Origin of the sequence: Paraburkholderia ribeironis (assembly GCF_900019265.1) — a bacterium.
Lineage (GTDB): Bacteria > Pseudomonadota > Gammaproteobacteria > Burkholderiales > Burkholderiaceae > Paraburkholderia > Paraburkholderia ribeironis.
In genome coordinates, this window is the sequence record NZ_CYGX02000046.1 from 31929 (window position 1) to 56480 (window position 24552).

Annotated in this window: 19 protein-coding genes and 1 tRNA gene; 12 read left to right on the forward strand and 8 right to left on the reverse strand. The window is 63.3% G+C overall.

What is annotated here, in order from left to right; translation table 11 throughout:
- Positions 1–315: 315 nt before the first annotated feature.
- From BN2475_RS20700 to BN2475_RS20715, 4 genes are all read left to right on the forward strand, one after another.
- Positions 316–1335 carry a YVTN family beta-propeller repeat protein gene (locus BN2475_RS20700; RefSeq protein ID WP_094781370.1) on the forward strand — a complete coding sequence of 340 codons (1020 nt, stop codon included), beginning with the start codon at positions 316–318 and terminating at the stop codon, positions 1333–1335.
- Between the two features lie 59 nt (positions 1336–1394).
- The gene (locus tag BN2475_RS20705) at positions 1395–2402 is read left to right on the forward strand and encodes a sterol desaturase family protein (protein ID WP_094781371.1); all 1008 of its coding nucleotides are present in this window, start codon (positions 1395–1397) and stop codon (positions 2400–2402) included.
- A gap of 156 nt (positions 2403–2558) precedes the next feature.
- Positions 2559–3392, forward strand: a complete 834-nt coding sequence (locus BN2475_RS20710) for an EI24 domain-containing protein (protein WP_094781372.1) — start codon at positions 2559–2561, stop codon at positions 3390–3392.
- A gap of 19 nt (positions 3393–3411) precedes the next feature.
- Positions 3412–4245 carry a competence/damage-inducible protein A gene (locus BN2475_RS20715; RefSeq protein ID WP_094781373.1) on the forward strand — a complete coding sequence of 278 codons (834 nt, stop codon included), beginning with the start codon at positions 3412–3414 and terminating at the stop codon, positions 4243–4245.
- Positions 4246–4521: 276 nt separating this feature from the next.
- On the opposite strand, the gene BN2475_RS20720 is transcribed toward BN2475_RS20715, so the two are convergent.
- Positions 4522–4986 (reverse strand): rhodanese-like domain-containing protein, encoded by a 465-nt coding sequence (locus BN2475_RS20720; protein ID WP_094781374.1) that lies wholly within the window; start codon positions 4984–4986, stop codon positions 4522–4524.
- Positions 4987–5419: 433 nt separating this feature from the next.
- Here BN2475_RS20720 and glnA point away from each other — a divergent pair, with 433 nt between their 5' ends.
- From glnA to BN2475_RS20740, 4 genes are all read left to right on the forward strand, one after another.
- A complete protein-coding gene (glnA, locus tag BN2475_RS20725; RefSeq protein ID WP_064268939.1) occupies positions 5420–6835 on the forward strand; it encodes a type I glutamate--ammonia ligase in 1416 nt (471 codons plus the stop codon).
- Between the two features lie 188 nt (positions 6836–7023).
- Positions 7024–8166 (forward strand): nitrogen regulation protein NR(II), encoded by a 1143-nt coding sequence (gene glnL, locus BN2475_RS20730; RefSeq protein ID WP_094781375.1) that lies wholly within the window; start codon positions 7024–7026, stop codon positions 8164–8166.
- A gap of 35 nt (positions 8167–8201) precedes the next feature.
- The gene (gene ntrC, locus BN2475_RS20735) at positions 8202–9716 is read left to right on the forward strand and encodes a nitrogen regulation protein NR(I) (RefSeq protein ID WP_094781376.1); all 1515 of its coding nucleotides are present in this window, start codon (positions 8202–8204) and stop codon (positions 9714–9716) included.
- A gap of 192 nt (positions 9717–9908) precedes the next feature.
- A complete protein-coding gene (locus tag BN2475_RS20740) occupies positions 9909–12074 on the forward strand; it encodes a prolyl oligopeptidase family serine peptidase (RefSeq protein WP_094781377.1) in 2166 nt (721 codons plus the stop codon).
- 72 nt (positions 12075–12146) lie between these two features.
- Here the strand turns inward: BN2475_RS20740 and xth are convergent, their stop codons facing one another.
- Positions 12147–12923, reverse strand: coding sequence for an exodeoxyribonuclease III (xth, locus tag BN2475_RS20745; RefSeq protein ID WP_094781378.1), 777 nt, complete (start codon positions 12921–12923; stop codon positions 12147–12149).
- 289 nt (positions 12924–13212) lie between these two features.
- Between xth and BN2475_RS20750 the strand changes: the two genes are divergently transcribed.
- Together BN2475_RS20750 and BN2475_RS20755 are read left to right on the forward strand one after the other, a co-directional pair.
- Positions 13213–13500: a hypothetical protein gene (locus BN2475_RS20750; RefSeq protein ID WP_094781379.1), complete on the forward strand. Its 288-nt coding sequence runs from the start codon at positions 13213–13215 to the stop codon at positions 13498–13500.
- A gap of 91 nt (positions 13501–13591) precedes the next feature.
- Positions 13592–13668, forward strand: a tRNA-Met gene (locus tag BN2475_RS20755).
- A 233-nt stretch (positions 13669–13901) separates the two neighbouring features.
- Here the strand turns inward: BN2475_RS20755 and BN2475_RS20760 are convergent.
- Positions 13902–14600: an aspartate/glutamate racemase family protein gene (locus tag BN2475_RS20760; protein WP_094781380.1), complete on the reverse strand. Its 699-nt coding sequence runs from the start codon at positions 14598–14600 to the stop codon at positions 13902–13904.
- Between the two features lie 258 nt (positions 14601–14858).
- Here BN2475_RS20760 and BN2475_RS20765 point away from each other — a divergent pair, with 258 nt between their 5' ends.
- Positions 14859–16172, forward strand: a complete 1314-nt coding sequence (locus BN2475_RS20765) for an amidohydrolase family protein (RefSeq protein WP_094781381.1) — start codon at positions 14859–14861, stop codon at positions 16170–16172.
- Between the two features lie 175 nt (positions 16173–16347).
- On the opposite strand, the gene BN2475_RS20770 is transcribed toward BN2475_RS20765, so the two are convergent.
- On the reverse strand, positions 16348–18456 hold the full coding sequence (locus BN2475_RS20770) for a M3 family metallopeptidase (protein WP_094781382.1): 2109 nt from the start codon (positions 18454–18456) through the stop codon (positions 16348–16350).
- 326 nt (positions 18457–18782) lie between these two features.
- On the opposite strand from BN2475_RS20770, the gene BN2475_RS20775 reads away from it, so the two are divergent.
- Positions 18783–19898: an acyltransferase family protein gene (locus tag BN2475_RS20775; RefSeq protein WP_094781383.1), complete on the forward strand. Its 1116-nt coding sequence runs from the start codon at positions 18783–18785 to the stop codon at positions 19896–19898.
- 5 nt (positions 19899–19903) lie between these two features.
- Here the strand turns inward: BN2475_RS20775 and folD are convergent, their stop codons facing one another.
- From folD to fixL, 4 genes are all read right to left on the reverse strand, one after another.
- The gene (folD, locus tag BN2475_RS20780; RefSeq protein ID WP_094781384.1) at positions 19904–20764 is read right to left on the reverse strand and encodes a bifunctional methylenetetrahydrofolate dehydrogenase/methenyltetrahydrofolate cyclohydrolase FolD; all 861 of its coding nucleotides are present in this window, start codon (positions 20762–20764) and stop codon (positions 19904–19906) included.
- A gap of 303 nt (positions 20765–21067) precedes the next feature.
- Positions 21068–21280: a hypothetical protein gene (locus tag BN2475_RS34325; protein ID WP_159444593.1), complete on the reverse strand. Its 213-nt coding sequence runs from the start codon at positions 21278–21280 to the stop codon at positions 21068–21070.
- A gap of 77 nt (positions 21281–21357) precedes the next feature.
- Complete coding sequence (gene fixJ, locus BN2475_RS20785) at positions 21358–22002, reverse strand: oxygen response regulator transcription factor FixJ (protein ID WP_042322743.1); 645 nt, start codon at positions 22000–22002, stop codon at positions 21358–21360.
- Entirely contained in the window at positions 21999–24515 is a 2517-nt protein-coding gene (fixL, locus tag BN2475_RS20790; protein WP_094781385.1) for an oxygen sensor histidine kinase FixL, read from the reverse strand. Before fixL ends, fixJ begins: the two co-directional genes overlap by 4 nt.
- Positions 24516–24552 lie beyond the last annotated feature (37 nt).

Sequence of the window (24552 nt, forward strand, 5' to 3'; positions counted from 1 at the left end):
GAATTAATAAGTAGGGAATTCTCAGAGTGATATATAAATTACAGGGCGGTCTGATCCACTCCTAAAAGTATTTGTCGAGATTTGCGAGTATTTAAATGTTTGGCCGAATGGGATAGGGGCGCGCATGACGAGAGTGATGCGCACATTGTTTCCTCGGCCAGATAAGCGTCGATTGCCGTGTCTGAACCGTCGTCCCCGGAACGCGGCTGAATTTAATCGTGCCTTTCATTTCCAACGCACCGTGCACCGACCTACGTCAACCTCTGGCGCTGGCAAACGTTCTACAATGACGGTCGTTCTCCGAAGCGAGTTTTCATGCGTAAATATTTTCTTCCCGGCTTGACTGCCACGTTCGCCGCAAGCGCGGCGCTGGTTGCCGCCGCAGGCGTTTTTTCTCCCGCGGCTCACGCCAATGACGTGATCGTGCTCAATTCCGGCGAAGCCACGCTGAGCCTGATCGACGAGACCAGCCGCCAGGTCGTCGCCACGGTGCCGACGGGCAAGGAACCGCATCACCTGATGGCCACGCCGGACAATTCGTCATTGATCGTCGCCAATTCGGTGTCGAACAATCTGATGTTCGTCGATCCGAAGTCCGGCCAGGTGCAGCGTTGGGTCGAGAACATCGAGGACCCGTATCAGATCGGCTTCTCGCCTGACCGCAAGTGGCTCGTTACCACCGGCCTGCGTCTGGACCGCCTCGACATTTATCACTACGACGGCCAGAAGAACCAGATGTCGCTCGCCTCGCGCCTGCCGCTCGCGGTGATGCCGAGCCACATGGCGTTCACGAACGACAGCAAGACGGTGTTCGTCACGCTGCAGGTCTCCGGCGAACTCGCCGCGATCGATCTCGCCACGCAAACCGTGAAGTGGAAGATGAAGGTCGGCAAGGTGCCGGCCGGCCTGTGGATGACGCCGGGTGAGAAATATCTGCTGGTCGGCATGACCGGCGCGGACTACGTCGCGGTGGTCGACTGGCACAACCAGAAGATCGTCAAGACCATCCAGACGGGCAACGGCGCGCACAACTTCCGTTCGCTCGCGGACGGCAAGCACGTCGCGGTATCAAACCGCGTCGCAAGCACCATCAGCATCATCGACGAAGACACGCTCACCAACGTCGGCGACATCACCGGTTTGATGCCCGGACCGGACGACATGGAACTTTCCGCCGACAAACGCTATCTGTGGGTGACGTTCCGCTTCGCGAAGCACATCGGCATCATCGACCTGAACACGCGCAAGCTGATCCAGACCATTGCCGTCGGCCGATCGCCGCACGGCATCTATTTCTTCGATCGCGCGCCGGTGACGGCGCCGAACGGCGCTTAGTGCTGTTCGGATGCCGCATCGAGCCGAGCCATCACGGATGAAGTAACCAGGCGAGCACCATGTTCCATCTGATTTTCTCTTCGCTCGACAACTTCGTTTCAGCCGTGCAGACGCTGCTGTACGTCGACGTGGTGCAGCCGCTGCTGTTTCGCTTCAACCTGATGGACTACGACGAAGACACCTACAACAGCCTGTACTGGGTGATCGTGGGTGTGCTCGAAGTGCTGGCGATGTACGCGATCCTGCGCCCGCTCGAGGCGCTGCGTCCGGTGGAACGGTGGGAGAACCGCAAGGCGGTGCGCGTCGACGTGCTGTACACGTGGATCGTCAAGCTCGGCATTCTCAACCTGTTCTTTTTCTTCGCGTTGCAGCCGTTTTTCGACAACGTGCAGGCCTGGCTGCGGCTGCACAACATCGCGAATATCGACTTCGACAATCTGTGGCCCGGCGTGACCACGCAGCCGCTCGTCACGTTCGTGATGTATCTGCTGGTGCTCGATTTCGCCGGTTACTGGTATCACCGCTGGGAACACCGGTTCGGCGTGTGGTGGGAATTGCACGCGGTGCATCACAGCCAGCGGCAGATGTCGCTGTGGTCCGACGACCGCAACCATCTGCTCGACAATCTGCTGCAGGCGTCGTTCTTCGCAGCGATCGCGCTGGTGATCGGCGTGCCGCCGTCGCAGTTCGTCGTGCTGGTTGCCATCACGAACCTCGCGCAGAGCGTGCAGCACGCGAACATCCGGCTGTACTTCGGCTGGCTCGGCGAGCGGCTGCTCGTCAGCCCGACCTTCCATCGCCGTCACCATGCAATCGGCTACGGCCACGAAGGGCTGAAGTACGGTTGCAACTTCGGCGTGCTTTTCCCGTGGTGGGACATGCTGTTTCGCAGCGTGTCCTGGAGCCGCGACATGGAACCGACCGGTATCAGCGATCAGCTCGAAGGCCGTCGCTATGGCGACGGATTCTGGGCGCAGCACTGGCTCGCGTTCGTGCGCATCGCCGCGCGCCTGGCGCCGAAGCGCGCAGCCGGTCCCGGCGAAAGCAACGACGCCGCGGCCGTTTGAGCCTCTTTCCTCCCACGCCGCCGGTTTGCCCGGCGGCGCGTCACGTGGTTTATCCTGTTCACACTTGCGCGCGTGTTCCCGGCTTTCCCGGTATTGCGGCCGGTTCGCCGCGCGCTTTCCTTCCTTCCATCGTTTCGTTCACCGGCACTGGCTCGCATGAATGATCTGTTGCGCTCGTTCGGACGCGCGCTCGCAAGCGCGCTCCACCCGCGCATGCTCTGGCTGACCTTCATGCCGTTTTGCGCGGCTGCGGTCGGGTGGGGCGTGATGCTGTGGTTTTTCTGGCAGACCCTGATCGGCATGACTCGCGAATGGCTCGAAAGCTGGTCGTTTACGGTCACGCTTTACCATCTGTTTGACTGGCTGGGTTTTTCGGCGCTGCATGCGGCGATCGCGCCGTTTATCGTGATTGCGATGGCGATCCCGCTGATCGTCGTCACGGTGTTGCTGCTGATCGCCTCGCTGTCGATGCCGTCCGTGATCCGCTTCCTGTCGACGCGGCACTTCCCTGGCCTCGAAATGCGGCGCGGTGGAACGTGGTACGGTAGTCTTGGCCAGGCGCTATGGACCACGCTGCTGTGTCTCGTCTTGCTGATCGTCACCTTGCCGCTCTGGCTGGTGCCGCCGTTCTTCGCGCTGATTCCGCCGCTGCTGTGGGGCTGGCTCACCTATCGCGTGATGAGCTACGACGCCCTCGCGCTGCATGCGACACGCGACGAGCGGCGCGTGCTGGTGCGCCGTTTCCGGCTGCCGTTGCTGTTGATCGGGATTGCGAGCGGCTTGCTGGGTTCGCTGCCTACGCTGCTGTGGGCGTCGTCGGTCTGGCTGATCGTGCTGTTCCCGGTGATCACGGCGGTGACCATCTGGATCTACGCGTTCATTCTCGTGTTTTCGGCGCTGTGGTTTGGCTACTACTGTTTGCGTGCGCTGCAACGCATGCGCGCGGAAGCGCCCGGCGGCGTGCATCACGCGGCGCCGGTTCCCTACTGATCAAACGAAAGAGGCCGCAATGGCATTTGGCGTCATTATCATCGGCGACGAAATCCTGTCGGGCAGGCGAGTCGACAAGCATCTGCCGAAGGTCATCGAATTGCTGCGCGCGCGTGGGCTGTCGCTCGGCTGGGCGGAGTACATCGGCGACGATCCGGAGCGCATCACGGCGACGCTGCGGCGCACGTTCATGTCGGGCGACATCGTCTTTTCAACCGGCGGCATCGGCGCGACACCGGACGACCACACGCGCCAATGCGCGGCGGCTGCGCTCGGTGTGTCGCTCGAACTGCATCCGGAGGCCGCGAAGCTGATCCAGGAACGCATCCGCGAGACGTATCCGGGGAACGCGGCGGCGCCGCTCGATCTCGACTCGCCGGAAAACCGCCACCGTTTGAACATGGGCACGTACCCGCAAGGCGCGTCGATCATTCCGAACGGCTACAACAAGATTCCCGGATTCTCGATCCGGCATCACCATTTCGTGCCGGGGTTCCCGGTGATGGCGTGGCCGATGATCGAATGGGTGCTGGATTCGCAGTACGTGCATCTGCATCATGCGATGCCGCATGCGGAGAAATCATTGCTGGTGTTTGAATTGCCGGAATCGCGCGTAACGCCGCTGATGGAAAAAATCGAACGCGATTTTCCGGGCGTGCGGGTCTTCAGTCTGCCGAGTGTCGGCGATGCGGAGCGCGGCGGCGTGTATGCGCGGCATCACATCGATCTCGGCGTGAAGGGCGAGCCGGAAGCGGTGGCGGCTGCGTTCGTCAAGCTGCGCGAAGGTGTGCATCTATTGGGCGGCGATATCGTCGAGCCCGAGCCGATCGCGACGGCGAAGCCGCGCAACTGACGGGGCGCGGCGCTGACGGGACGCGGCGCTCGCTCATCATCGGCCTGTCACATCTGGCGCCGACGATGGGCCTGTGATCGCGCGGGAGGCCTGAAGGTGCGGCGTCCACGCACGTAGGGACGAGCGGGGCACACAGAAAAGCAGCCGGGACGGCGGCAAGCGCAGCCGCCCGCAGCCGTCATCAGGCATCAGGCATCAGGCATCAGGCATCAGGCATCAGGCATCAGGCATCAGGCATCAGGCATCAGGCCGCGCTCAGGCAGTCACCCGCTTGGTTCACGCGCCGATCCACGGCAATCCGCGAAAGCACCAGCCCGATACCGTCTTACGATGTCCCTGGCCGTCCTTGTCGCCTTCGAAGCCTTCCAGCAGGTCGTACGCCTTGTCGAAGCCGGCCTGGGTGGCGGCGATCGCGGCGAGTTTGGAGCGTGCGGCGCTGCGGCACAGAAACAGTACCGGCGTATCGGGCGACGCCACCTGACTCAGTTGCTGCAAGAACTCCTGATTCGGCACTGCGCCCGGATAGCGCGCCCATTCGACGTGCGCGTATTGCCCATCGCCCACGACCGGCCGGCCGACCCAATCGAGTTCGGCACGGGTGCGCACGTCGACCAGACGCGTGCGCGGATCGAGTTGTAGCAGTTCGAAGGCCTCGGCGGGCGATACCGCGCCCGCGTAGGGCAGTTGATTCTCGGTGCGGCGTGCTTCCGCCTTGGCATACAGCTGTTCGAGCGTGCTCATGAGGCTCACTCTCCTTGGGATCAAAAGATTATTCTAGCGCTTGGCGCACGCCGCGCACACGTGACCTCCCGGCCGGCCCGTTGCCCGCGTTGCAGTCCGAATGCGCCAATGCGGTGCATTCGGAGCCGCACGCACCAGAATGAGGATTGTCGAGGCCTTCAGTCCGATGAATGCGCGAATATGGTGCGTAAAGCCGCCCGCGGATTTGAGCGTGGCCCACCAAACGGTGCGCTGATTCCCCGCAAACGCGCGCACAGCATGGTTTTGCGCCGGCTTGGCGCATACGTGGCACGGAAGCTGCTTTATTGGTATCGATCGACTCACCGGCAAATTTATGTTCCTTCCCGATAATTGAGGGTGGACGCGCCGGGACGGGTCAGCTAGATTGGGCGGCGGCTGAAATCCGCCGAATTCGTTAATCAGGAGATAGGTTATGAGTAAATCCGTGGCCGACGTCGTGCAACTCGTCAAAGACGAGGACGTCAAGTTTGTCGACTTCCGTTTCACCGACACGCGCGGCAAGGAACAACACGTTTCGGTGCCGGTGTCGGCATTCGATGAAGACAAGTTCGAAAGCGGCCATGCGTTTGACGGTTCGTCGATTGCCGGCTGGAAGGGCATCGAAGCATCGGATATGTTGCTGGTCCCGGACGCGAACACGGCCTTCATCGACCCGTTCTACGAAGAATCCACCCTCGTGCTGACCTGCGACGTCGTCGAACCGGCGGACGGCAAGGGCTACGAGCGCGACCCGCGTTCGCTCGCGAAGCGCGCTGAAGCGTACCTGAAGAGCACGGGTCTGGGCGACACCGCCTTCTTCGGTCCGGAACCCGAATTCTTCATTTTCGACTCGGTCCAGTGGAACACGGACCAGTCGGGCTGCTTCATCAAGATCGGTTCGGAAGAAGCACCGTGGTCGTCGGCGAAGGAATTCGAAGGCGGCAACACCGGCCACCGTCCGGGCACGAAGGGCGGCTACTTCCCGGTCGCGCCGGTCGACACGTTCCAGGACATCCGTTCGGAAATGTGCCTGCTGCTCGAACAGATCGGCATTCCGGTCGAAGTGCACCACCACGAAGTCGCAGGCCAGGGCCAGAATGAAATCGGCACCAAGTTCTCGACGCTGGTGCAACGCGCTGACTGGCTGCAGCAGATGAAGTACATCATCCACAACGTCGCGCACACGTACGGCAAGACGGCCACGTTCATGCCGAAGCCGGTCGTCGGCGACAACGGTTCGGGCATGCACGTTCACCAGTCGATCTGGAAGGACGGCACGAACCTGTTCGCAGGCAACGGTTACGCAGGTCTGTCGGAATTCGCGCTGTTCTACATCGGCGGCATCATCAAGCATGCTCGCGCGCTGAACGCGATCACGAACCCGGGTACGAACTCGTACAAGCGTCTCGTGCCGCACTTCGAAGCACCGGTCAAGCTGGCTTACTCGGCTCGCAACCGTTCGGCATCGATCCGTATTCCGCACGTGTCGAACCCGAAGGGCCGCCGCATCGAAACGCGCTTCCCGGATCCGCTGGCGAATCCGTACCTGTGCTTCTCCGCGCTGATGATGGCGGGTCTGGACGGCGTGCAGAACAAGATTCACCCGGGCGAAGCCGCCGACAAGAACCTGTATGACCTGCCGCCGGAAGAGGACGCAAAGATCCCGACCGTGTGCGCCGGCCTCGACCAGGCTCTGGACGCGCTGGATGCGGACCGCGAATTCCTGACGCGCGGTGGCGTGTTTACGGACTCGATGCTCGACGCGTACATCGAACTGAAGACGGGCGAGCTGCAACGCTATCGTCAGTCGGTGCACCCGATCGAATTCGAAATGTACTACTCGCTGTAAGCGGCCATGGCGCTTCGCCCTTCACGTGGCGAAGCGCTTTGCCCGACGCTCGCGATCGGTCACAAAGGGACGGCGGCGCCGTCCCTTTTTCGTTGGACCATGCACAACGCGTACGAGGCCCGGGTAGCGGGCGACACCCGGAAGCGGCACACTGATTTATCACCATCTCCTATCGGCCAGACTGCAAGATGGTTCTCAAGAATCTGATCAAGGCAAGGAAAGGGCACGAGCAGACGCTGTCGGACGATGCGCAGCTCGTCAGCTCCGGTTTGCTGCCCGGCTTCGAGACGTTGCCGACCGTCGTGCTGGTGCTCGACAAGCGCACGCTGCGCGTCGCGTTCGCGAACCCGTCGGCGGAGTCGATGCTGGAGATGTCGCGTCGGCAACTGACACAGATGGCGTGGCAGGAGATTTTCTCGAATGGGGACGAACTGGTCGCGACCATCACGTCGATCGCCGACCACCGTTTTCACGCGACCCATCTGGACGCCGTGCTCGAGCGTCCCGGCCACGAGCCGCTGCATGTGCATGCGATCGTCGGCTTCCTCGAGGGGGCGCAGGATTACGTGCTGCTCGAACTGTTCGAGAACGAGCGCCATTTGCGCACCGACCGCGAGGAGCGCATCAACGACCTCACGGCGGTCAACAAGCAACTGATCCGCAATCTCGCGCATGAGATCAAGAATCCGCTCGGCGGGATTCGCGGCGCGGCGCAACTGCTCGAGTTCGAACTCGGCGAGCGTCAGCGCGACGAGTTGCGCGAGTATACGCAGGTCATCATCAAGGAATCGGACCGGCTGCAAACGCTGGTCGACCGTTTGCTGGAGCCGCACCGTCATCCGCATATCGTCGGCGACGTGAACATTCACGAGGTGTGCGAACGCGTGCGCCAGGTGATTCTCGCGGAGTTTCCGCGCGGCCTCACGATCGAACGCGACTACGACGTGAGCGTGCCGGACCTGCGCGGCGACAAGGAGCAACTGATTCAGGCGTTGCTGAACATCGTGCGCAATGCCGCCGAAGCATTGCGCGAACGCATTTCGCAAGGCGATGCGCGGATCGAATTGCGCACTCGCGTCGCGCGCAAGATCACCGTGTCGAAACGCTTATGTAAGCTGGCACTGGACTTGCACATCATCGACAACGGCCCGGGCATCCCGGAAGACATTCGTGACCGCATTTTCTATCCGCTCGTGTCGGGACGCGAGGACGGCAGCGGTCTCGGTCTGACGCTCGCACAGACCTTCGTGCAACAGCACGAAGGTCTGATCGAAGTGGACAGCCGACCGGGCCACACCGAGTTTCAGATTTTGCTGCCGCTCGACTGCTAACCCCACACGCATCTCAAGACTTCTGACCGACCCATATGAAGCCGATCTGGATAGTAGACGACGATCAATCGATTCGCTGGGTGCTTGAAAAAGCGCTCGCTCGCGAAAACTTCGCGACTCGCAGCTTCGCGAACGTGCGTGAGGCTTCGGCCGCGCTCGATCACGACAGCCCGCAGGTGCTGGTGTCCGACATCAGGATGCCGGGCGGCTCCGGCCTCGAACTGCTGCAAACCGTGCGCGACAAGGTGCCGGGCTTGCCCGTCATCATCATGACGGCGTTCTCGGATCTGGATAGCGCGGTCGCCGCATTCCAGGGCGGCGCGTTCGAGTACCTGGCCAAGCCGTTCGACATCGACAAGGCGGTCGAGTTGATCCGCCGCGCAGTGGACGAAAGCATGCGCGGCGAGCAGACATGGGACGAGCGCGTCGCCGAAGCGCCCGAAATGCTCGGCCAGGCGCCGGCGATGCAGGACATGTTTCGCGCGATCGGCCGCCTGTCCCATTCGGCGGCCACCGTGCTCATTACCGGCGAATCAGGCACCGGAAAGGAACTGGTCGCGCGTGCGTTGCACCGACATAGCCCACGCGCGAACGGTCCCTTCATCGCGCTCAACACGGCCGCGATTCCGAAAGATCTGTTGGAGTCCGAACTATTCGGTCACGAGCGCGGCGCGTTCACCGGCGCACAGGCGATGCGTCAGGGGCGCTTCGAGCAGGCCGAGAACGGCACGTTGTTTCTCGACGAGATCGGCGACATGCCGTTCGATCTGCAGACGCGCCTGTTGCGTGTGCTGTCGGACGGGCAGTTCTATCGCGTCGGCGGGCACAATCCGTTGCGCGCCAATGTGCGGGTGATCGCGGCGACGCACCAGAATCTCGAATCGCGCGTGCGTCAGGGGCTGTTTCGCGAGGACCTGTATCACCGCCTCAATGTGATCCGCCTGCGCTTGCCGGCGTTGCGCGAACGCAGCGAAGACATTCCACTGCTCACGCGGCACTTCCTGCAAAAGAGCGCACGCGACCTCGGCGTCGAACCGAAGCGGGTGTCCGAGGAAGCGCTTGCCTATCTGGCGTCCCTGCCGTTTCCGGGCAACGTGCGGCAGTTGGAGAATCTCGCCAACTGGCTCACGGTGATGGCGCCCGCGCAGACCATCGAGATCAAGGACTTGCCGCCCGACCTCGGCCCTGCGCAAACCGGCGTGAGTGATCTTGCGGGCGGCGGTGCCGCGAGCGGTGTGGGTGATGCAGGGCTTGCCGGCAGTGCGCCGATCAACGGCGTGAGCTCCGCAGGTCAGCCGGCCGGCACGGCCAGCATGCCGGTCGCGAGCGTCGCGAGCGCCTGGGAAGGCGGCTTGCGCATCGAAGTCGCGCGGATGTTGCGCGAGAACGCGGCGGACGTGATGGACGAACTCGCACGCCGTTTCGAAGCGGCGGTGATCCGCGAGGCGCTGGACTTCACGCGCGGACGCAAGGTCGAGGCGGCCGAGCGGCTCGGCATCGGCCGTAACACGATTACGCGCAAGATTCAGGAACTCAATCTCGAGCCCTGATTCGCGTGGCATGACAGGGCATGACAGGGCGTGACTGGGCGTGACAGGCCGGCGGGGCGCAAGCAACGCTGGCTTGCCGCGTTCCGTGTTTCGCGTGTCGCCTTTCGGGCGTCGTGTCAAAGTGGGCAGCAGGCAGTGGGCTGCAGGCGCCCACAAGGCATAATCAATGCTGTTCTGATTCGACAGCTGACGATGCCCGCTCCTCCCACTTCTCCCGCTCCTTTCTGCTGGCCGCTTTCCCCCGATCCCTTCCTGTCGCTCGAAGCGCTCGATGACCCTGATGCGCTCGCGTGGGTCGAGCGGCAGAACGCCCGCACGCGCGCCGCGTGGTGCAGCGGCGCACCATTCGAGTCGCTCAGGCAGCGGCTCGCCGAGGCATATCTGCCGCGCGAGCGTCCGGTGATTCCCGATCGCTGGATGGATTGGGCCTACGATCTGTGGCAGGACGAGCGCAATCCGCGCGGCATCTGGCGACGCACGACGTGGGCGGCATGGCGCGCTGGCGCGCCGGTCTGGCAGAACCTGCTCGACTTCGATGCGCTCGGTGCCGCCGAAGGCACGCCATGGGTGTGCGTCGAACTCGACATTCTCTATCCGGACGGCGACCGCGCATTGATCACGATGTCACCGGGCGGTTCGGATGCACAGGTGGTGCGCGAGTTCGACATCGATGCGCAACGTTTCGTCGACGACGGCTTCGTGATCGCGAAGGCCGGCAAGCATACGGCGTCGTGGATCGATCGCGACACGTTGTACGTGGGCTGGGACAACGGCCGCAAGACCTTGACGCGCTCCGGTTATCCGCGCGATGTACGGCGCTGGACGCGCGGCGGTGCGCTGGCGGATGCGCCAGTGGTCTTCAGGGGCGCGTTCGGCGATATCGGCGTGGAAGCGCACTACGATCCGGTCGAGCGGCGGCATACCATCGTGAGCAGCGTCGATTTTTTCGACTCGCACACGTATTACCTCGACAGCGACCTCGACAGCGCCGCGGCTGCCATCGACGCGTGGCGCCGGTACGATGTGCCGGCGCACGTGGCGGTCGGCGGCTGGCAGGGCTGGCTGCTGCTCGAGCCGCGCCTCGACTGGGACTGCGATGGCGTGCGCTATCCGGGCGGCGCGTTGCTGGCGATTCGCGAAGCCGCTTTTCTGCGTGGCGAGCGCGACGTGCTGGCGCTGTTCACGCCGACGCCGCTGACCTCGGCCTGCGAGTGGACGCATACGCGTCACCACCTGATCGTGTCGTACCTCGAGGACGTGCAGAACCGGACCGTGCTGTGGACACCGTCGCAAGATGTGGATCAGACGTGGCATTGGCAGCAGCGCGTTTTTCCATCGCACGATGATGGGCACGTCGACGTTTCGGCGGTCGAGCCGACGCTGAACGACGAAGTGTTCGTCGATACCGACGACTATCTGCAACCGCCCGCATACTGGCTTGCCGACCTCGCGGGCGACCTGAACAAGTGGGAATTGCTCGACCGCTGGCCGACCCAGTTCGACGCGACGCGATTCGCCGTGACGCGTGGGCACGCCGTGTCCGCGGATGGCACGCGGGTGCCTTATACCGTGATCGCGCCGCATGCGACGCACGCCGCTGCGCAGGAGCAGGCGTCGCAGCACGGCACAGTGCAAAGCGAACGGCCCTGTCTGCTGAATGGCTACGGTGGTTTCGCGATTCCTCTGCTGCCGGGTTATCTGACGGGGCAGGGTATCGGCTGGCTGGAGCATGGCGGCGTCTACGTGGTCGCGCATATTCGCGGCGGCGGCGAATTCGGCACGCGGTGGCACACGGCGGCGCAGGGCGAGCAACGTCAGCGCGCGTTCGACGATTTCATCGCGGTGGCTGAAGCGCTCATCGACACCGGCGTGACGCACGCCGCGCAGCTCGGCATTCAGGGCGGCAGCAATGGCGGTCTGCTGGTGGCGGCGTGCATGGTGCAGCGCCCCGAGTTGTTCGGCGCCGTGGTGTGCGAGGTGCCGCTGCTCGATATGAGCCGCTATCACCTGCTGCACGCAGGCGCATCATGGATCGACGAATACGGCGATCCGGACGAACCGGACGAAGCACGCGCGCTGGCTGCTTACTCGCCGTATCACCGCGTGTCGGCGGGCATCGCGTATCCGCCCGTGCTGTTCACCACGTCGAGCGCCGACGATCGCGTGCATCCCGGCCACGCGCGCAAGATGGCCGCGCGCATGCAGGCGCTGGGCGCGGACAAGGTCTGGTATCGGGAGAACACCGAAGGCGGGCATGGCGGCTCCGACGAGTTGGAGCAGGCCGAGCATGATGCGATGGTGTTCGGGTTCTTGTGGCGCGTGTTGAGTGGTGACGTGCTGCCTGAAACGACGGCATAGGGACCAACGGCATAGGGACGCGCAAGGAGGGTGTGGTGCGGGGCATCGTTTGTGCCCCGCACCGTCGACGACTCAACCGAGAAGCGCGACGACCGGTGCGTGGTCCGATGGCTGGTCCCATTTGCGCGGCACCTTGTCGATATCGCACGAGGTGCACACGTCAGCCAGCGCTTTCGACAGCAGGATGTGGTCGATACGCATTCCCGCATTACGGCGGAACGCCATCATCCGGTAGTCCCACCAGGAGTAGAGCTTTTCCGGCTGCTCGAACTGGCGGAACGCATCGAGCAGTCCGAGTTCGATCAGCCGCACGAACGCCGCGCGTTCTTCGGGCGACACCAGATTCTGACCTTCCCACGCTTTGGGATCATGCACATCGCGATCTTCCGGCGCGATGTTGTAGTCGCCGAGCAGCGCGAGCTTCGGATGCTGCGCCATTTCGTTCGCGATCCAGTCATGCAGTGCGGCGAGCCAGCGCAACTTGTACGCGAACTTGTCGGTGCCCGGCGCCTGGCCGTTCGGGAAGTAGGCGGAGATGATGCGCACGCCGTCGATGGTCGCCGCGATCACGCGTTGCTGCGGATCGTCGAAGCCGGGAATGTTGCGCACGATGCTGGCTTCGTCGACGCTCAGACCGTCGCGCACGAGAATGCCGACGCCGTTATAGGTTTTCTGACCGGCATACCAGCTCCGGTAGCCTTTCTCCGCGAGTTCGGCGCGCGGAAATTTTTCGTCGGGCAGTTTCAGTTCCTGGAGACACAGTACGTCGGCGCGGCTGGCTTCGAGCCAGTCGATCACGTGTTGCTGGCGGACTTTGAGGGAGTTGACGTTCCAGGTGGCAATTTTCATGACATTCTCACATTCTTGCTGGGCAAGGTTTTGTCGGGGCATCGGCCCTCGTTCTGCTCGATCGCCCAGGCTTGTCGCGCCGTCATTCGACCCGACGCGCGGATCATTGTGCAGCTGTTTATGCGGGCGATTCCGATAGTCCCGCATCTTATCTCGCGCGAGCGGGGACGGCGAATATTGCTGCCGAGGCCTAACGAAAATAAGAAAATAAAAATGCGATCCGCGGACGCCGCGGCGTATAGTGGGATCACACCCATACATTCGCAGGCGTGCGAGCTGGAGAATCATCATGGCCGAACTTCACCCGGACCTTTATAAGGACTTCGAAGTGCATCCGCTGGTGTTTTCACATGTGTTCGAAAAATTCGACGGTCACAGTCGTGACGCCGAGGGTTACGACGTCGCGGTGCGTGTGTGTCGGCCGGGCGCGCTTAGCGGTTCGAAAGCAAGCCGCGTGTTCCGCCTCGTGCTGTCCAACCCGATTTCCGATTTCGGTGTGGCCAAGCGCAGTGCGAGTCAGTACGGCGTGGACATCATCGACGGCAAGGTGGAAGGCGCCACGGTCCAGGATCTTTGAGGCGCCACGCGAGTACGCTCGTCGTTTGGGAAACAGTTCACGCAATGGTTTGACGTTTTGCCAACATCCCTATACAATCTCTTTTCTCTGACGCGGGGTGGAGCAGTCTGGCAGCTCGTCGGGCTCATAACCCGAAGGTCGTAGGTTCAAATCCTACCCCCGCAACCAAGCATTTGAAGGGTTACACGCTTTGGCGTGTAACCCTTTTTGCTTTTGGGCATTCGTGCAACTGGTGCGCAACTCTGGTGTGGAACCGGGTGCAATCGTCCTTTGCCATCCGCGAGCTGCGAGCGTTGGCTATCAGCCTCTGGTCAATGCTTCTCACGATCATGTTGCGGTTCACGCCTATAGCCGATACTGCCTTTGCGATGAATCGCACACGCATCCCATTGCCTCAACCCTCACTTTGATCCGATCGCCCACTCCACCGCCGCTTGCGCATGCAACGCGGTTGTGTCGAACACCGGCAGCACGGAATCTTCCGGTTTGATCAGCAACGTAATCTCGGTGCAACCAAGAATCACCGCCTGCGCGCCGCGTGTGGCCAACGTGCCGATCACATCCTGATACAGCGCGCGTGAAGCGTCATTCACGTGGCCATGGCACAACTCGTCGTAAATGATGCGATGCACGTCTGCGCGTTGCGCCTCGTCGGGGACTAGCGCCTCGAGGCCGTAGCGCTCGCGCAAGCGGCCCGTGTAGAACGTCTGCTCCATCGTGTAGCGCGTGCCGAGCAAACCAACCCGCTCGACGCCCGCCGCGCGCAGCGCGTGGCCGGTCGGATCGGCGATATGCAGGAACGGCACCGCGATCGCCTGCTCGATCGCTTCATACACGCGATGCATGGTGTTGGTCGCGAGCATCACCAGATCGGCGCCGCCACGTTCGAGCTGGCGCGCGGCATCGGCCATCTGCTGGCCGAGCGCGGTCCAGTCGCCCGCACGCTGATGCGCCTCGATCGGCGCGAAGTCGACGGTGAGCATCAGACTGCGTGCGTTGTGGTGACCGCCGAGGCGCGCCTTCGCATAGCGGTTGATGAGCTTGTAGTACTCGGTGGACGACTCCCAGCTCATCCCGCCGATCACGCCAATCGTTTTCATATGTCTGCTCCGTGAATGGACGACGGCATCCGGAACGCCCCCGGACCACCGTTCTGAAGGCCGAGTATAGGCGCGCTGTATTGTGCGTAGCCGGTACGCATTTCGCGCCGCGCGCCAGTACGGGCATCCCGATAAAACACCGCACGACCTTTCTGACGCCGATAGAATCGTACGCATCAGAAGCGGGCAAGCGACTGTCTTGCATGGGACCGGAGTAAGTGCTAAAGCACTAACTCCCATCGACAAATGGAGCGATTCATGGAGATGATCATCCGCCGCGCGATGCTGCCGCCGAGCGCCTCGCCTCAGCCCAGGCAGCACAGGCAACCGGTCGACATCGGCATCGATGCGGGCCGCATCGTCGCCGTCGAGCCGAATCTGGCCGCGAGCGCGGGCGAGGAAATCGATGCGGCGGGCTCGCTCGTCACCCCACCGTTCGTCGATCCGCATTTCCACATGGACGCGACGCTGTCGTATGGTTTGCCGCGCGTGAATGCGTCGGGCACGCTGCTCGAAGGCATTGCGCTGTGGGGCGAGCTGAAGCCGGAACTGACGCAGGCGGCGTTGGTCGAGCGCGCGTTGCAGTATTGCGACTGGGCCGTCGCGCGTGGCTTGCTGGCGATCCGTAGCCACGTGGACGTGTGCGATCCGCGCCTGCTCGCGGTCGAAGCGCTGATCGAAGTGAAACGCCGGGTCGCGCCATATCTCGATCTGCAACTGGTGGCGTTTCCGCAAGACGGCGTGCTGCGCAGCGCCGGCGCGTTCGAGAACCTCAAGCGGGCGATCGCGATGGGTGTCGATGTGGTCGGCGGCATTCCGCATTTCGAACGCACGATGGCCGATGGCGCGCAGTCGGTGCGCATGCTGTGCGAGTACGCGGCGCAGCAGGGCTTGCGCGTCGATATGCATTGCGACGAATCGGACGATCCGCTGTCGCGTCACATCGAAACGCTCGCGGCTGAAACGCATCGGCTCGGCTTGCAGGGGCGCGTCGCCGGCTCGCATCTGACCTCGATGCATTCGATGGATAACTACTACGTCAGCAAGCTCTTGCCGCTGATGCGCGAGGCGGGCGTCGCGGCGATCGCGAACCCGCTGATCAACATCACGCTGCAGGGCCGCAGCGATACGTATCCGAAGCGACGCGGCATGACGCGCGTGCCGGAGATGATGGCGGCCGGCATCAACGTCGCGTTCGGCCACGACTGCGTGATGGACCCGTGGTACAGCCTGGGTTCTGGCGACATGCTCGAAGTCGCGCACATGGGTCTGCACGTCGCGCAGATGACGGGCGTCGACGGGATGCACGCGTGTTTCGACGCGGTCACGGTGAATGCCGCGCGTATCCTCGGTCTGGAAGGCTATGGTGTCGCGCCTGGATGCGCGGCCAATCTCGTGCTGCTCGACGCACGCGATCCGGTCGAAGCGATCCGCTTGCGTGCCGCCAGGCTCGCGGTGGTGAGCCGCGGCAAGGTGGTGAGCCGTGCGCCGGCGGCACGCGCGGCGCTATCGCTCGACGGTCGTCCGGCGCAGGTGGACTTCAAGCTGCATCGCGCCTCGCGGTCTGGCTAGCCGCGGCGGCGTAGTGGCGTGTTGGCGTAATGGTGTGTTGGCGTGTTGGCGTGTTGGCGTAATGGCGTAACGGCGCGTGCATGAAAAAGCCGGCGCCTGCTCGCGCAGGTCGCCGGCTTTTTATCGGCGCAATGCTACCGGCGCGATCCCACGCGCCGACGAAGGCTTCAATTGCTCAATGCGCGGCGCCCGGCGTCATGCCGTTATGGCGCAACAACGCATCGATAGTCGGCTCGCGGCCACGGAACGCCTTGAACGATTCCATCGCCGGACGGCTGCCACCGACCTCCAGAATCTCCTTGCGGTAACGCATGCCGGTCGCCTGATCGAGCACGCTGCCGCTCGCGGCTTGCGCCGCTTCTTCGAACGCGGCGTACGCATCGGCGGACAGCACCTCGGCCCATTTGTAGCTGTAGTAACCCGCGGCATAGCCGCCCGCGAAAATATGGCTGAAGGTGTTCGGCCAACGCGAGAACGCAGCCTGCGGCACCACATGGAAGCGCTCGTTGATTTCGCGCGCTAGTTCGTTGGCGTTGTTGGTGCCGCTCGCATCGAAGCCGGTATGCAGCTGCATGTCGAACATCGAGAATACGATCTGCCGCAGCGTTCCGAGACCGCTCTGGAAATTCTTCGCAGCGAGCATCTTGTCGAACAGATCGCGCGGCAACGGTTGCGCGGTTTCGACGTGTGACGTCATGTCGCTCAGCACGTCCCACTCCCAGCAGAAGTTCTCCATGAATTGCGACGGCAGCTCGACCGCGTCCCACTCGACGCCGTTGATACCCGACACGCCGAGTTCATCGACGCGCGTGAGCATGTGATGCAGACCGTGGCCGAACTCGTGGAACAGCGTGATGACTTCGTCGTGCGTGAAGCAGGCGGGCTTGCCGCCGACCGGCGCCGAGAAGTTGCAGGTCAGATACGCGACCGGCGTCTGCACGCTGCCGTGCGCGAGCTTGTGGCGGCCGCGCGCATCGTCCATCCACGCGCCGCCGCGTTTGCCTTGGCGCGCGTACAGGTCGAGGTAGAACTGGGCGACCAGACCGCCGTCCTGATTCTCGACGCGAAAGAAGCGCACGTCCGGATGCCATACGGCCGCTTCGTCGCGACGGATGCGCACGCCGAACAGCGTTTCGGTGACCTTGAAAAGACCCTTGAACACGGCGTCTTCAGGGAAGTACTGTTTGACCTCGTTCTCGGAGAACGAATAGCGCTTCTGACGCAGACGTTCGGCGGCGAACGTCATGTCCCACAGTTGCAGGTCGCTCATGCCGAGTTCGTTCGTGGCGAATTCGCGCAGCTCTTTCCAGTCCTGCTCGGCATGCGGACGGGCGCGCGTGGCGAGGTCTTCGAGGAAGGTCATCACCTGAGCGGGCGACTCGGCCATCTTCGGCGTGAGCGAGACTTCGGCGAAATTGTTGAAGCCGAGCATGCGCGCTTCTTCGGCGCGCAGCTTCAACTGCTCGGCGAGCACCGACGTGTTGTCCCACTCGGCACGGCCGTCGCCGTATTGCGGGCCAAGCTCGGATGCGCGCGTCACATACGCGCGATACATCGCTTCGCGCATCGGACGATTTTCCGAGTACTGCATCACCGGAAAATACGACGGGAAGTGGAGCGTGAATTTGTAGCCAGTCTTGCCTTCGCGCTCGGCCGCTTCCTTCGCGGCTTCAATCACGTCTTCGGGCAGGCCGGCCAGTAGCGCTTCGTCGCCAGCCTCGACGACGTACGCGTACGCGTTGGTTGCGTCGAGCACATGATCCGAGAATGCTTTCGACAGCGACGCCTGGCGCTCCTGCAATTCGGCGAAGTGCGGCTTTTGCTCTTCGGGCAATTCGGCGCCGGACAGCCGGAAATCGCGCAGTGCATTGCCGAGAATCTTCTGGCGCTCGCCAGTCAGCGACGCGAAATCGCTGCTCGCATGCAGCGCCTTGTACTTCTCGTACAGCGCGAGATTCTGTCCGACGCTCGACCAGAATTCGGTGACGCGCGGCAGATTCTCGCCATGCACGGCGCGCAGCTCGGGCGTATCGGCGACGGCGTTCAGATGGCCGACCACGCTCCACGCACGCGACAGCGGTTCGGTGGCGCGCTCGACCGGCTCGACCACGTCGGCCCACGACGCGGGCGTGATCGGCAGCGCGGCGCGCTCGACGGCGGCGGCTGCATCGGCAAGCAGTACATCGAGAGCGGGCGTGACGTGTTCGGGGCGGATCTCGCCAAAGCGCGGCAGGTCGGAGAAATCGAGGAGCGGATTGTCGTGATTCGAGGCAGTGGTGGACATAAGGCTTCCTGTCTGACGCGGGTGAACGGGTAGTCGGTGCAGCGACGGGCGCGAGGTCGCTCCGTGGCACCGGATACGGACATTATTGGGGCGCGGTGCGCGGATTCCAATCGGTTGGCAGACAAATTATCAGATGTCGCGGCCGCATGTGCGGAATCGGGCGTGCCGGTGACCCGGCCGCATGACGCATAAGGGTATGAGGGCCGCGGCGTCTTTGTGCGAAAGCGAACGGTGCGAATTGTTGCCTTGCCGCAATCTGCCGTGTCGCTGTCGATCGTGTTGGTAGTGTCGATATCGGTCGGCGGCGTTCTCTGTCAGAGGTATTGATGAACCCGCTTTCGCACGCTCTATCGCGCAACCGCAACAATTTCGACCTCGTGCGGCTGCTGGCTGCCTTTGCTGTTGTGTATGGCCACTCCTGGCTGCTGCAGGCGCCGGACGGCACCACGGACTGGGTGCGGAACGCGCTCGGCTTCGACGGGTTCGGTCCGCTCGGCGTCTACGCGTTCTTCCTGCTGAGCGGCATGCTGGTGACCGCCAGCTACGATCGGCAACGCTCGGGGCCACGCTTCGTTGCGTTGCGGATCGCGCGGCTGTGGCCAGCCGTGGCGGTGGGATCGGTGGTGATGGTGTTCATCGTCGGGCCGCTCTTCACGACGCTGCCGCTGCATGAGTATTTCGCCGCCGGCATGACGTGGGCCAACCTCGACAACTTCTCTACGATCGTGCTGAAAAGCCGCTGGACGCTGCCGGGCGTGTTCGAGCACAACCGTTTTCCAGTCGACATCTGCTGGCCGCTGTGGACGCTGCCGGTCGCAGTGCGCTGCTATCTGATCGTGCTCGTGACCGGCACGCTGGGTCTGTTGTCGAGCCGGCGCGGCGTGATGCTGGCGGCGGCGCTCGGTTGCATCGCGGTCGCACTGCGCTGGCATCTGCCGCATCTGCAGATCGGCGTGCGCGATTTCAGCGAGCCTCCCGGCGGCTATTCGTTCTGGCCGGAGCCGTTCTTCATGCTGGGGATGCTGCTGTATGGCTGGCGTGAACGGATCGACATCAACGGCCTCACGGCGCTGGCCTTCGCGATGGTGTTTCTGGTTTTCCGCGATATGGCCGCAGCGCGGCCGCTGTTCTATCTGGCCTTCGTGTACGGCGTGCTGTGGGTGGGGACGACGCCGCTGTTGCGACGCTTCGTGCCGCACCACGATTACTCGTACGGCATCTATCTGTACGGCTTCATGGTGCAGCAGTGCATCGCGAGTCTTGCGCCGCAGTTGAGCCACGTGATGTCGCTGCTGATCGCCGCACCGTTGATTCTGGTGTGCGCAGCGTTGTCGTGGCACTTCGTCGAGCGGCCCGTGCTGACGTGGTGCCGCTCGCGCCTCGCGCCGCAGCGGCGGCCGCTGGCGACGGGCATCGCGGCGGGGGATCAGGCAGTGCGTTGAGACAATTACGCGTTCGCGTTTGCTGCGCGCTCGGCGGCTTCGATCGTATTGACGAGCAGCATCGTGATGGTCATCGGGCCGACGCCACCCGGTACCGGCGTGATGTAGCCGGCCACTTCCTTGACGCCCGCGAAATCGACGTCGCCGCAGAGCTTGCCGGCTTCGTCGCGATTCATGCCGACGTCGATCACTGCCGCACCCGATTTGACCATGTCGGCCGTCAGGATGTTGCGCATGCCGGTGGCGGCGACCACCACGTCGGCGTTGCGCGTATGCGCGGCGAGATCGCGCGTCTTGCTATGGCAGATCGTCACGGTGGCGCCCGCTTCGAGCAGCAGCAGTGCCATCGGCTTGCCGACGATGTTCGAGCGGCCGATCACCACCGCGTTCGCGCCCTTCAACGCAATCTCGTACGCGGCGAACATTTTCATCACGCCGTACGGCGTGCAGGGGCGAAACAGCGGCTGGCCGGTCATCAGCGCGCCGGCATTGGCGACGTGAAAGCCGTCGACGTCCTTTTCCGGCGCGATCGCCTCGATCACCTTGTGGCTGTCGATATGCGGCGGCAGCGGCAGTTGCACCAGAATGCCGTGGATGCGCGGATCGCGGTTCAGTTCGTCGATGCGCGCAAGCAGGTCGGCTTCTGGCAAATCGGCCGGATAGCGGTCGAATGACGAGCCGAGACCGTTGTCGTGACACGCCTTGACCTTGTTGCGCACATACACTTCGCTGGCCGGATTGTCGCCGACCAGCACCACCGCGAGGCCCGGCTGATGGCCGCGGGCGGTCAGGGCGGCGGCGCGTGCGGCGACGTCGGCGCGCAGGGTCTTGGAGAGGGCTAGGCCGTCGATCAGTTTGGCAGTCATGGTCGGGTCGAGAAAGGCAGTTTGGAAAGCGGGGCAGGAGACGGATGCTCGGGCGCTCGGGCGCTTTGCCGCACCCTGCGCATTGGCGCTTTTCGACGGGAACGCGTCGGCCCATGAAAAGCATGGCGTGCCGATCGGAGCCAGGCACCGCTGCAAAGTGCGACATTATACCGGCGCCGGAGGGGCGTCACATCGTTCGCGCATCAGCGATCCGCGTTAAGGAGTCCCGCATAAATTGGGGGTGTCGTTGCGCTTGCCAATCTGGTCGGAAAAGTGAGCTGGTTGAAATGCAGCGAGCGATGGCTATGTCGCGTGTGTCGATCGATGTGCGCCGACGTGTTGTGGCCCGAGCGGATCGTCTTCATTGCAGTGAAGGAGCAGCGGGGAGAAGCAGGAGCAGGGGAGAAGCGGCGGGCAAACAGAAGCGGCGGATGAAACGCCGCACGTGAACAGCAGGAACAGCAGGAACAGCAGGAACAGCAGGAACAGCAGGAACAGCAGGAACAGCAGGAGCACAGATGCGGGCCGGACTCTTCTGCAGTCCGGCCGTCGAACCCTCGATAACCTCTAGCGGGGAATGCCGCCGGTCGTTTTTATTGCGCCGCTTGCGGCTTGTTCGACAACGCCAGTCGCAGCAGATCGGCAACCGTGTTGACGTTGAGCTTTTCCATGATGTTCGCGCGGTGCGCTTCGACCGTCTTGATGCTGATGCCGAGGTCGTCAGCGATCTGCTTGTTCAGGCGGCCGGCGATGATGCGTTCGAGCACCTGATGCTCACGCGCGGTCAGCTTGCCCAGACGCTCGGCGGCGGCGCGCTGCTGCTGCACGCTGGTGCTCTCGCTGCGCGCTTTGTCGAGCATGCGCTCGACCAGTTTGCGCAGCTCGGCTTCGTCGAACGGCTTTTCGATGAAGTCCATCGCGCCTTTTTTCATCGTCGACACTGCCATCGGCACGTCGCCGTGACCGGTCACGAAGATGATCGGCAGCGACGCGTTGTCGGCGATCAGGCGTTCCTGCAACTCGAGTCCGCTCATGCCGGACATCCGCACATCGAGGATCAGGCAGGCGATCTGGCCCGGATGCTGATGTGGCTGCCATGCGTCGATGAACTGCTCGGCGCTGGAGAAGCATTGCACGCGGTAGCCGTTCGCCTCAAGCAGCCAGCGCAGCGAATCTCGCACGGCCTCGTCGTCGTCGACGACAAAGACGGTTTCCTGTGTGGTGACTGGGCTGTTCATAGCTCTCCCGTAACGGTTTGTGGTGTCGGCGCCTCTGACCCGCCGTTGCTCGGGCCGTCCGGCTCTCCAATAGGCAGACTGCAATGAAACGTGGCGCCTGTGATGTGGCCGTCGGACTCGACATTGTTCACCACCCACAGACGGCCGCGATGCGATTCGATAATCGAACGGCAAATGTTCAGCCCCATGCCCATGCCGTCGGACTTGGTGCTGTAAAACGGTTCGAACAGCCGCTCGGCCGTCGCTTCGTCGACGCCCGGTCCCTGGTCGACGACGCTGATGCAGACAAACCCGCCGTCCAGCCGCACGACCACGCGGATCACCGGATCGACCGCAAGCGGGCGTGCTTCGGCCATCGCTTCGGCGCCGTTCTTCAGCAGGTTGACCAGCACCTGCTCGATCAGCACCGGGTCGACATAGATCACCGGCAGGCGCGAGCGCAGATCGGTGACGATGCGGATGCGCCGCTTGCGCGCCTCGAGCTCGGCCAGACCCACCGCGTCCGCGACGATATCGGCGACGCGCGTGGCTTGCCGCTTGGGCTCGCTGCGCTTCACGAACTCGCGGATGCGCTTGATGATCATGCCAGCCCGCACTGCCTGCTGGGCCGTTTTTTCGAGCACCGGCAGCAGATTGTCGGGCGTCGTTCGACCGGATTTAACCAGTGCGACGGTTCCGGAGCAATAGTTATTGATTGCGGCGAGCGGCTGATTGAGCTCGTGCGCGAGCGACGAGGCCATTTCGCCCATCGTCATCAGGCGGCTGGTGAACTGCAGCTTTTCGTCCTGCTGCCGCGACAGTTCCTGGGCCTGCTTGCGGGTCGTGATGTCGGTCGCAATCTGCATTTGCGCGAGGTGGCCGTCCACCCACTGGATGTACTGGCGGCGCACTTCGAACCACTTCTGGATGCCCTGCACGTAGACTTCCTGCGCATCGGCGGTGCTTTCGGTCAATGCGGCGGCGGGCAGGCCGGCGTAAGTGTCCACCATATCGATCGAATCGGACGACGCCTGTGCGCTATCGAACCCGCCGCCCGCCAATTCCAGATGGCCGTCCGGGCGAATGCCGAACAGGTGCCGATAGTAGCGGTTGGCGAACAGCAGCTCGGCTTCGTCGGCGGCCAGCACGGACACCGCGGCGTCGAGGCTTTCGAGCACGGTGGTGAAGCGTTCGTGGGCGGCGGCGAGTTCTTCGCGAGCGCGTTTCGGCTCGGTGATGTCGGTCATCGACGACATCCAGCCGGTCTGGCGGCCCGAGCTGTCGATCAACGGCGACACGTAGAGGCGCGCATGGAACAGCGAGCCGTCCTTGCGGCGCACCCGCAATTCGAAGCCCGACGACGGCGCCTTGCCGCGCAGCGTCATGTCGAGCTGGCGCTGCATCTCGGGATAGGCGTCGCGCGGCCAGTAGGCGAACGGCGCGTTCTTGCCGACCAGGTCGCTCTCGTCCCAGCCGGTCATCCGGCAGAACGCCGGATTCACGTGGGTGATGCGGCCGTGCATGTCGAGCACGCGCATGCCGATCAGCACCGAGTTTTCCATCGCGCGGCGGAAGAACGCTTCCGCGTACAGCGCCTGCTGAGCCTCGAAGCGTTGCCGGGTGTGTTTCCACAGACTCCACAGGCTCCACAGCACGAAGCACGACAGTCCGGCCACCAGCCACACCAACGTGTTGTTGGTGAAGTTGGTCATCTGCGGGAACGCGTATACACGCACCGACATGCCCTGGCCCGGCGGATCGAGCGGCAGGTCGTAGAACATGTCGCGCGGCAGGCGCGGGCGGGTCGACGTGGTGGTCAACTCGCGGTTGTTCACGTCGATGATCGAGATCTTGTACTTGGCCGACAGCTCGGGCGGGATGTCGCGCTTGAGGATGCCTTCCACCGAGAACACCGCGGCGATCGTGCCGAGGAACTCGCGGTCGCGGAACACTGGCGTCTGCAGCGTGATATAGCCATTGCCGAGGTCGTCGTAGATCAGCGGCGAGTACACCTGGCGGCGCGTGTTGCGCGCCTCGGCGAAGGCGGCCTTGACGGCTTCGTCCATCTGCGTGTCGTTCGGCCTCGCCAGACGCTGGCCTAGCACGGGCAGCGCGGTATTGGGCCAGCGCGGCTGCTGCTGGCTCGTGTACCAGTTCATATAGAGGATCTCGGGATGCCCCTGCATGATGTCCGTAGTCGACACCTGGAACGAATGCGGATCGGCGTGGCCGGCGGCCAGATCGCGCGCAAGCGCCTGAATCTGTTCCTGCGCGCCGGTCATGGACAGGCGGATCTGCTGCTGCGCCCACGCGACGTTACGGTACAGCGTGTCTTCCTGCTGCTGCTGCTCGCGCCGGTTCAGGCTCCACAGGATCAGGCTCATGACGACCAGAAAGACCAGGATCGACAGGAGCGGCGTCAGCAAATAGGAGTTCGACCACCATGGTCCATGGTGCCAGCGGGAGGACGGCGTCGAATCCGCCGACGAACCGGCGGTGCGCGCCGATCGTGCGAAAAGCCGTTCGGTCAACATGCGTGGCATTGTAGCTCAGCGCGTGCCTGACAAAAGG